7 protein-coding genes are annotated in these 9,898 nt (G+C 51.6%); 5 read left to right on the top strand and 2 right to left on the bottom strand.

Annotated elements, in window-relative coordinates; genetic code table 11:
• The coding region (locus tag HQM15_11680; protein ID MBF0493424.1) for an autotransporter domain-containing protein at positions 1 to 268 on the bottom strand (268 nt) is incomplete at its 3' end.
• A 115-nt stretch (positions 269 to 383) separates the two neighbouring features.
• On the opposite strand from HQM15_11680, the gene HQM15_11675 reads away from it, so the two are divergent.
• The 4 genes from HQM15_11675 to ccrA all read left to right on the top strand — a co-directional run bounded on the left by HQM15_11675 (position 384) and on the right by ccrA (position 4,211).
• Positions 384 to 2,126 carry a protein meaA gene (locus HQM15_11675; GenBank protein MBF0493423.1) on the top strand — a complete coding sequence of 581 codons (1,743 nt, stop codon included), beginning with the start codon at positions 384 to 386 and terminating at the stop codon, positions 2,124 to 2,126.
• 114 nt (positions 2,127 to 2,240) lie between these two features.
• Positions 2,241 to 2,477: a type II toxin-antitoxin system Phd/YefM family antitoxin gene (locus HQM15_11670; protein ID MBF0493422.1), complete on the top strand. Its 237-nt coding sequence runs from the start codon at positions 2,241 to 2,243 to the stop codon at positions 2,475 to 2,477.
• Entirely contained in the window at positions 2,478 to 2,855 is a 378-nt protein-coding gene (locus tag HQM15_11665) for a type II toxin-antitoxin system VapC family toxin (protein MBF0493421.1), read from the top strand. It begins immediately after the preceding gene.
• Between the two features lie 96 nt (positions 2,856 to 2,951).
• Positions 2,952 to 4,211: a crotonyl-CoA carboxylase/reductase gene (gene ccrA / locus HQM15_11660; GenBank protein ID MBF0493420.1), complete on the top strand. Its 1,260-nt coding sequence runs from the start codon at positions 2,952 to 2,954 to the stop codon at positions 4,209 to 4,211.
• 24 nt (positions 4,212 to 4,235) lie between these two features.
• Here ccrA and pgeF read toward each other — a convergent pair whose 3' ends face one another.
• Positions 4,236 to 4,877: a peptidoglycan editing factor PgeF gene (pgeF, locus tag HQM15_11655; GenBank protein MBF0493419.1), complete on the bottom strand. Its 642-nt coding sequence runs from the start codon at positions 4,875 to 4,877 to the stop codon at positions 4,236 to 4,238.
• Between the two features lie 235 nt (positions 4,878 to 5,112).
• Here pgeF and HQM15_11650 point away from each other — a divergent pair.
• On the top strand, positions 5,113 to 9,898 hold a 4,786-nt coding region (locus HQM15_11650; protein ID MBF0493418.1), incomplete at its 3' end, for a hypothetical protein.

Here is a 9,898-nt window from a genome sequence, read left to right as displayed (position 1 = left end):
TAATACCCAAGGTGGAGCGATTCGAGACTTTATAATCCACGCCACCGATGACACCGCTCAGGCTCTGGTTATAGCCCGTGGCATTGCCATCAGACTTGCCATCGCTCCATTGGCCATAACCTCTGAGCCAGACGTTGGTATTTTTGCCCAAGGCATCACCGGCATTCTCACCGGAAATGCTGGAGGTCAGTGTCTGGTTCTGGTTTTGGAATACATGCTCGCTGAGCACCCGGTCGAAAGCACGGCGCATATCCTGTTCGGTATTCATGGCATTGCCGTGAATGGTACCAGCGGCCTTGTTCAAGACGCCCCGCACCTGGGCAGTGCTCAGGTTATACATCTGGTCAAGCTCGCCCCCGATGACATTATACTGAGTACCGGCGTTGAGGCCCCTTTCCAGTGCGGCCGCCACAGCCGCCTGGTTGCTGGCGCTTTATATCGCGACCGCTGAAAAGCAGGGGGCCAATCAAAAGCTGCTTCAGGGCACGACCCAGAACGATATTATCAAGGAATATCTTTCTCGTGGCACCTATGTCTTTCCTCCCGAGCAATCGCTGCGGCTCATCGTCGACATGATCTGCTATACGGTGACTGAAGTCCCCAAATGGAATCCCATCAACATCTGCTCTTATCATCTGCAAGAGGCGGGAGCGACGCCAGTTCAGGAAATTGCCTATTCTATTTGCAATGCCATTGCGGTTTTGGATGCCGTGAAAGAATCAGGAAAAGTGCCTGCGGATATTTTTCAAAAGGTGGTGGGAAGAATTTCTTTTTTTGTGAATGCCGGAATTCGTTTTGTAGAAGAAATGTGTAAGATGCGTGCCTTTGTAAAACTATGGGATGAGCTGACGAAAACGCGTTACGGCGTGGAAGATCCCAAATACCGGATCTTCCGCTACGGTGTCCAAGTCAATTCCTTGGGACTCACCGAACGCCAGCCGGAAAATAATATTGCCCGAATTGTTTATGAAATGTTGGCGGTTACTCTTTCTAAAGAGGCTCGTGCTCGTGCCATCCAACTCCCTGCCTGGAATGAGGCATTGGGTTTGCCCAGGCCCTGGGATCAGCAACTCTCGCTACGATTGCAACAAGTCCTCGCCTATGAAACAGATCTTCTCGAATATGGAGATCTCTTCAATGGTTCGAAAGTCATCGAAAAAAAAGTGGAGGCCTTAGTTACTGCAGCCAAAGTGGAAATTGATAAAGTTCAGTCTATGGGTGGAGCGGTCAAATCGATTGAAACCATGAAAAAGGCATTGGTGGCTTCTCATGCGGAAAGGGTGCGGCGGATTGAATCCAAGGAATTAAAAGTGATTGGAGTCAATTGCTTTACCGAAGCAACTCCCTCGCCCCTGATGTCGGGTGAAGACGAAGGCATTTTAAAGGTGGATCCTAAAGCTGAAAAAGATCAGATTGAAAGTTTGAACAATTATCGTAGCAAGCGAGATGCGTCAAAAGTTGCGGCTGCCTTGGAGAATTTAAAGAGGGTGGCTGCGTCCAAAGAGAATATTATGCCTGCAGCCATTGCCTGTGCCCATGCCGGGGTAACCACAGGAGAATGGGCCTTTGCGCTGCGTGAGGTTTTTGGAGAGTACCGTGCCCCTACGGGAGTGTCGGGGGTAAAATTGGCTTCCAGTTCTGAAGAGATTGAAAAAGTGCGTCAAAAAGTTCAAGCTTTTGAAAAGAAGACAGGCGAGAAATTGCGCATCCTCGTCGGCAAACCCGGCTTGGATGGGCATAGCAACGGCGCCGAACAAATTGCCGTCCGTGCCCGCGATGTAGGAATGGAGGTGATCTATCAAGGCATTCGCCTGACCCCTCTGCAGATTGCAGAGTCCGCTTTACAAGAAGGCGCGCATGTCGTGGGGCTTTCTATCCTTTCAGGCTCGCACATGGAGTTGATTCCGGAAGTACTTCGTCTGATGAAAGAAAAAGGCTTAGAAAAAGTGCCGGTGGTGGTCGGGGGAATTATTCCCGACTCGGATGCTCAAGAATTGATGAAAAGAGGTGTGGCCAGGGTTTATACTCCTAAAGATTTTGAGTTGAACCTGATTATGAAGGAGATTGTGGAGATAGTGTTTGGATCTTTTATTGACCTGTCAAACCAGACCAGGTTAGACTACTGACGAGTCGCCAATTAAACTGACGTAATGCGACTCTCTAGTACAACCGTTGGTAGGGTAAGCCCTGGTGGGCTGTCAGATAAACTGCCGACTTGTTAGTAAGTCTGAGAGGCTCTTATGCAAATTCATAATATTTCCGAAACCAAAGCACAATTGTCGGCCATGATTGAACGTGTCGTCAATCATGGAGAAGAAATTATTATTGGTAAGGCGGGTAAGCCAGTGGCTAAATTAATCTGTTATCAGCCTGCACGCGAAAATAAACGCTTAGGTTTGTTTGCAAAAAAAATTCGTATTCCTGCCGATTTTAATGAATGGCCCGAGGATATCGCAGAAAAACTGGGAATGAAATAAATGAAGCTTTTGCTGGATACTCATACTTTATTATGGGCGACTTCAGACGAAAAAAAACTCAGTACTGAGATTCGTGATCAGATTGCCAATCCTGGCAATATCGTTTTTGTGAGTTTGGTTTCTCTTTGGGAATTGCGCATCAAAGAATCGATAAAGAAGATAAATTTACCTCGTCATTTTTATCAAAGTCTTATCCCAGCTGGTTATGAAATTCTCTCTTTGACCCTTGCTCATCTTGAGGCCTACGCCCATCTTCCTCTGTATCATCGGGATCCTTTTGATCGTATGTTGGTGGCCCAAGCCAAGCTGGAACAGTTAGTACTTCTAACCCGCGATCCTGAATTAGAAAAATATGATGTCCATTTACTTAAAGCTTAAGAGCCTCTTTCTCCCTCTTGACGAACAAAACCACGTCGAATAGGGGAATAGAACCATTTCTATCCACCTATCTATCTACCGGAAGAGGAGAAAGCTATGTCTAAAGAACTTTATGAACTTGGAGAAATTCCTGAACTCGGTGTTGTCCCTGAAAAAATGCATGCTCAAGTGATTCGTGTCTCGCGTTTTGGAGAGCCTCAAACTGCTTTTCAAGACGAAGTGATTGACGTCCCTGAGATTGGGGCTGACGAGGCCCTGGTTTACGTGATGGCTGCCGGAATCAACTACAACAATGTTTGGGCGGCCTTGGGAATTCCGGTGAACGTCATTGGGGCTCGAAATAAGGCCGGAGAAAAGGAAGATTTTCATATTGGGGGATCCGATGCCTCCGGGGTTGTCTGGAAAATTGGGAAAAATGTAAAGAATGTAAACGTGGGGGATGAAGTCGTTATCCATTGCGGCCAATGGGATGTTCATGATCCAGCGATCGCAAAGGGTACCGATCCGATGTATCTGCCTTCGTTTCGCATTTGGGGTTATGAAAGTAATTTCGGGAGTTTTGCCCAGTTTACCAAAGTTCAGGCCCATCAATGTGTGAAAAAACCAACCCATCTCACCTGGGAAGAATCCTCTGCCTATATGTTGGTGGCGGCCACGGCTTACCGCATGCTGACTCGCTGGCAGGAGCATGAAGTGCGCAAAGACGATGTCGTGCTCATTTGGGGTGGAGCGGGTGGTTTGGGTTCCATGGCCATCCAGATTTGTAGGGCCTTTGGGGCAAAGGCCATCGCGGTGGTCTCCGGAGATGATAAATTTGATTACTGCAAAAATCTGGGCGCGGTGGGTTGTATCGATCGACGTAAATTCAATCATTGGAGCGTCTTGCCTCATTGGAAAGATACTGAAAAGTACAACCTCTGGTTAAAAGGGGCCCGCGATTTTGGAAAGGCCATTTGGGATGTGCTGGGCGAAAAAAGGAGCCCTCGTATTGTTTTCGAACATCCCGGTGAAGATACAATTCCCACTTCTACTTTCGTTTGTGAGGCAGGAGGAATGGTGGTGGTCTGTGCGGGAACCACCGGATACAATGCCACAACCGATTTGCGTTATCTGTGGATGAGACAAAAACGACTGCAAGGTTCTCATTTTGCCAACGACGATCAGGCCATCGGGGTGAACAAGCTGGTGCTCGAAGGTAAAATAGATCCCTGTCTCGCTCAAACCTGGGAATTCAAACAAACGGGTGAGTCTCATCAGCTGATGCGCGAAAACAAACATCCTTATGGCAATATGGCTATTTTGGTGAATGCGAAGAAAAAGGGATTGAAAAATCTGGATGAGGCTAGGAAGGCTTAAGGGCACTGCAAAAACAGCGAACTCTTAGAATTTTATCCAAGAATAATTTCTCCCTTCGCTGGGCTCTTGTTTTTTGTTGCTCCCCCGATAAGAATAAAATTCTTCTTCGTTACACAAGGTGCATTCTGGTCTCACTGTAAGCTGGGATTCCAACACCCCAGCGGCCCTGGCCAACAGTTGATTGGCCAGTTTGAGATTAAGAAAATATTTTCCCCCATTTTTTTTAGCAACTAGGCCATCCTCCTGACCGAGGCTCTCCACCTCGTTCAGGATGGCGATCGCCACTTCCTCCCCCACTTCGTAACATTTCTCACAAATAGAAGGCCCAATGACGACGTGGATTTCCGAAAGATCCACGTTGAATTTTTCTTTTATTTGAACAAGTGTTTTTTGCAGGATTCTCAACTTCGTTCCCCGCCAACCGGCATGGACGGCGGCAACGATGCCGTAAGGATGTGAAATCAGGATGGGAACACAATCTGCCGTTCGAACCGCAATCGCTATTTGGGGAACTGTGCAAATCACGGCATCGGCTTCTGTTCGATAAAGTAAATCAAATTTTTCAGGACTATCGAGCAGGAGAATACGGTCTCCATGCACCTGCTTCATCTCAAACAGTGGAGAAGGAATAAAACCGGGAACGCGTCCCTGAAATGAAAAAAACATAAAACTCTCTTCTCAAGAAATACAAAATTTGTCCAAAAATAATCGTGACGCAGGGCAGAATTTTCAGGGATGCCCGGCGGTGAATTTACTTTTTTTAACCCCTCTTCACACGCCTTGCAAGGTCGGATAAAAACCATTATTTATTTTTACAATTTCTATCAAGATAGCTTGTGACGTGGATTAGAAAGCCGTTATAATTTTGTAAAAAGAGTTCATGGTGTAAATCTCTAATTTTATGAAAAAACTGGATCCTTCAATACCTCAGGGAGGAAGAGCCTCTGCTCACTCGTCCGAGTTGGAACGCACAGACACTCCTTTGCTTCCCGAGTCCCAGCCTACTCCAGCCCCGACAGCACCACCCGCTCCGTCCTCTGCCCATGTTCAGACTCAGGCAGCGGGCCAGGTTCAACAGGCGGGACAAAGTCTGCACAACCTGGTCGCGGCGCGTCCGGGAGAAACTTCCGTCCCGGGTACTCGAAGTGGCGATTCGTCTGCCGCAGAGGCGCATCGTGAGGCAGCAGCGGCCTTTGCCCGTGCCCAGAATATTCCCAGAGATCCCGAACATCACGCAGAGCGTGTAAAATCGCTTCGGGATTGTGTCGTTTCTTTTGTGTCTTGTTCCGACGAAACCCGTGCCAGTGCCGCTTTTCTGGAGTTGGAAAATTGTTATGGAGAGCAGGGCAGCACCGCAAGTACAGAACACCTGCAAATCTTGACTGCCCTGCATCAGCGTTTAAGGGCCAGTGCAGGAACCGGCAATTGCGATTCCCTCAGCGGACGCGTGGCCGTTCGCGCAGAACATCAGGCAAGAATTTTGGCAGAAGCTCTAAATGAAAGGCCTATCCAGGAAAATAGCGATTGGATACGCAGGGCCTTGAATCCCCTCGTAGCCCTGGTGGCAGAGCCAGGGGGCGTGACGCAGAGTCGCGTGTATCAGGAGGAAGAAGCCCGCATCCACGCCCAACAAGCCCGGCTGGCTCCCCCACGAAATCTGCAGGAACAAGCAGAGAGGCTACTGGCGGTTAATCGCTACTATCAGAGTGTAAGCCCCAACCTGGGAGATCCTCGTGTGCAGGAAGTGTTGAATCGAGATCACCCCGAGCGTCTGCCCATTCTTCATCATGGCAACGAACAACTCTACCTCCTGGCCGCGGAACTGCGCCGTGAATTGCAGCAACATCCTGAAGCCTCGGCAGCGCGCTTGCATACAGCAGCCCTGCTGGTCGCAATCGATGAGCATTTAAGTCGCACTCCTTATCTGGGGGGCGACAGCCGCGTACCTGCGGGCACTTCATTTATTCAGGAAAAAATCTCCCAGGGTGAAGGCAATACTGTGGTGAGAGATCTCACGCAACTTCGCGGAGAACTGCTTGCAGCGCAAAACACGGGGCGGGCAGAAGCTTATGAAACGCAGCAGGCCCTGGGAGAATATTTGAGCTCGGTCAGCGAATGCACAGCCGCCTTGAATATCCTGGGTGAAGCTACGGATGATCAGGCCCGTACCCTGGCCCGCGCCAATATTCTGGTGACGGCTGCGGAGTTGCGTCCCTTGCAGGATTTTCATCCGCTGCAAGCCCTCAGGGAGGCCTGGTTTCAGCAAAGCATTCAGGAGTTAATCCGCCAACAGGACACACACAGCCAGAGCGAGTTGCAGAGTTTGGCCCCCCGGATGCTGGAAGATTTAAGAAGCGCTTTTAACGGGGCCCTTGAGCGGGGGGATGCCTCGTGGATGGCTGCCCATGTGGAACACATCGAAAACCCGCTGCGGGAAGGTGTCTTGCAAGGCAGTGTCAGTGAGGCTTTCATGGCGCATCGATTCCTGGCTGCCGCAGAGACCGCGAATCCCCATCACAATCACCGACAACTCAGCGAACGGGAATTGGAATTGAGGATGAATGCCGCGGAACGTTTTTCGAGATCGGATCTTTATTTGGGAAACCGGGTGAGTGAAGCTTTGGCTCCTGTTGAAGCCTATGCCCAATTTTCCAGTCCTTCGAGGGCACTCGCCTGGGTAAGATTGCTCACCCAATCGGCCTCCCTGCTGCTGCGCACGAGACGCCCGGAAAGCCCCCAACACACAACCCCTGCGCATCGAGGCATTGCGGCAGACCTGCAGCATGCCAATGATATTTTGGGCCGTATTCCCGGGCTTGAAGCCACTGCCCGCGGATTGAATGCCGCCGAGACCCTGGAGCTGCATCAAATGGCTGAAGTGGTACCCGGCTTGCAAGCCTGGAATTGTGGACATTTGCTGGAAGCACAGCATTTGCTCGAAGCCCTGGGTGAAAACCCCCGGGCAAGAGAGGCCCTGGAACAAATAGGTACCGAGCGACGCATGGGCCGCTGTGGGCCTCTGAGCATGGTGTTGCGAGCGGTACTCAGGAATGCCTATGAAAACAGAATTCAAAACACCGCCGCTTATGGAGACAATTATGTGGAATCCTGCACCCAACAGGTGGATGGTTTTATTGGCCTGACCGAACAGCTTTTTGCCAGCGGCCATCCCGCCACTTACGAAGGGGCCATGCAGCGGGCCCTGCATGAACCCCAGTTTGCACACGATCCCGTGCTGCAGGATTTTTTTCACTCGCCTCTGGAAGTGGCTGAACGGGTGCGGCGTTTTATCCACGAAGCCTCCGACATGGGTTTGGACGAAGCCCGGATTCGCGCAATGAGTCTGGATTTGGCGCACGACATGGGAGAAATTTCCACCGGTTACATGAATGACGTCTGGGGCAGTGTACGCAACGCCCCCGGGGCTTTTTGGGAATGCCTGAGCGGTCGCAATGGTCACACGACTGGAGATTTTTTGCACTACTACAATCGCTTGGGCCACAGGACTCATGAGAATGTGGTGCTCAGCACCGCCTTGTCTCCCTTCCGCTTTGCACTCACGAGTCTCCTCCTGCCCCCGCGGCTGCTGATGAGCGTTGTTTTATCCGGTGCAGGGATGCTAGATTTTGCAAAATCGATTTCCCTTTCCCATTCTCCCGGAGAAATTCTGGCGAGCACCTGGCAGGAGTGGCAGGCTTGTGGGGCCGATTGGAGGGCCTTGGCTCACAATGGTTTTGATCATTTTGGAGCCTCGCGCTCCGGTCTCTCCAGTGATTATCAGGATGCCGAGCGCTACCTCTTGGCGGCCCAGGAGATTGCCCAGGATTATTCTTCCGATGTCTTGTTGGGCGGTCGGGCGGGTCGTGTTCTGGGAGAACTGAGCCACGACGAAGGGCTCTATCGCATTGGCATTGCCCTGGATTGCACGAGTCGGAGCGGGGCGAGAAATGCAGTGATTATGGCAGCGGCCAGCCTCTCGGGAGTGGGTGCCTTGATGCTCGTGAAAAACATGGGTCTGGGCCTGACGGCCCTGCAGGCGGCCCTGGTGTCGGGTGTAGCCAACGGACTCTATCAAACCTGTGCCCAGAGCGTGCAACAGGCAGGCAACTGGCGCCGCGATGAAAACCTCACCCGTCAATTCTACGCCTTCGTCTCCCAGATGGGAGAGTCTGCCCTCACAGGCGCCTTCTCGGCAGGGGCGGGCACCCTGTTTGGTCGTCTGGGATTTCTGTTGAAGCAGCAGTCTTTCTTGGGTCGTGCCGGCGCACTCGGAGCGCGGGAACTGACGCCCGTTGCAGAATTTTTCTTTCGCCGTGCAGAGTTCTGGCTGGGAGAAGTGGCCTCTGAAATGGTGATGGACAGGGTCAACGAAGAAGTTGTCCTCCAGTTTAAAAGGGCTGTGGATCTGCCCTGGCTGCTGTGTTCTCGCCAGATTGATCGTATCCATGGCTTTCAGGGGGCCGCCGGCGTCGATACGCCGCTGTGGGCGGATGTGATTGAAAACGCCATTGGAGAGCTTTCTCCCTGGGGACATGCATTCAATTTTTTGAGTGGTCGTGTTAGCGCGCGCATCCACGAGATAGACATGCACCGTCATTACGCCAGAAGTCTGCAGCAGATGGGATTTACAGCAACTGAAGTGCGCCAGGCTTACCGCATGGATGACCATTTTAGTTTTATTGATGAAAGCCGAAGCCTCGAGCAGGCGCAAGAACAAGCCGGCCCTGCCTTGCGAGAGGCCATGGCCTTTCTGGACAGGCATGAGGCAGAAGGGGGACACCCCGAAGATCTGGAAACCCAGATACCGGAAGACCTTGTCGCTCAAACACGACAAGCCGCCTACACACTTCGCACAGACCTGGCTGAGGCCGATCGCAGGGCCTTTGCAGACAGTGCCGAAGGACAGGCCCTGGGATTGCGCATCCTGTTTCATGCAATTTCCAACTCCACCTCCACCCGAAGGATGAGCCTCGAAGAATCCACAGAACAGATCACCCAGGCAATAGGCGAGTTTAATCATTCCGGAGGTTTTAGCAACGAGCAGGTCCGTCTGCTTCACACCCAGGTGATGGAACAGCTGCTGAAACTGGATCCCGAGGCCCGGGAACATTTTATTTACAATAGCCGGGGGCTGGCCGAAAGATTGAATGCACTTGTCCATCGGGTACAGCAAGAGCCCCAGCAAGAAACAGCCCACGCGGAGGCCCGAACAGCCCTGTTGCAAAATTTCTTTGCGCGTCTGCTCGTCCCCGAAACACTCAGCACCCGCCCTCTTGCCGCTTATCTGCCCAATCGTCTCGCTGATCCCACCCGACGCAATCTGATTCGCCTGGAACGGCAGGTGGCTTCGCGACTTAAGGCCATCGATAGGGTTTTATCGACACAGAGCTGGACTGCACGCGCCTCCAATAATCAGAGAGCTGAAATACGCCGACATTGTCTGGAACGCGCATTGGATCAAGGTTTGCTCGCACGGGCCTTCCACCGGGAGTTGAAGCAGCTGCTGCGCAAGGCTCACGAAACTTGCGTCCAATTGTTTATCCCTTTCTCCGGCCCTCTCCCTGCCAAGGAAAGATCCACCCCCTATCGCTCAGCAGATCTTGTTCCTTCGGAGGCCGCATTTTTTGTCTGGGTGCAACAAAACGCGCGGGGGCAAACAGAAGATTTTCTTACGGCATTTCAGCGCG

The organism is Deltaproteobacteria bacterium, from assembly GCA_015233135.1.
Taxonomy (GTDB): Bacteria; UBA10199; UBA10199; order JADFYH01; family JADFYH01; genus JADFYH01.
Note: the sequence above shows the minus strand (reverse complement) of the source record. Positions and strands in the feature narration are given on the sequence as shown.

Coding starts and splice junctions, on each gene's coding strand:
- ccrA (MBF0493420.1), top strand. CDS start 2,952: ATGTCTAAAGAACTTTATGAACTTGGAGAAATTCCTGAACTCGGTGTT.
- HQM15_11665 (MBF0493421.1), top strand. CDS start 2,478: ATGAAGCTTTTGCTGGATACTCATACTTTATTATGGGCGACTTCAGAC.
- pgeF (MBF0493419.1), bottom strand. CDS start 4,877: ATGTTTTTTTCATTTCAGGGACGCGTTCCCGGTTTTATTCCTTCTCCA.
- HQM15_11670 (MBF0493422.1), top strand. CDS start 2,241: ATGCAAATTCATAATATTTCCGAAACCAAAGCACAATTGTCGGCCATG.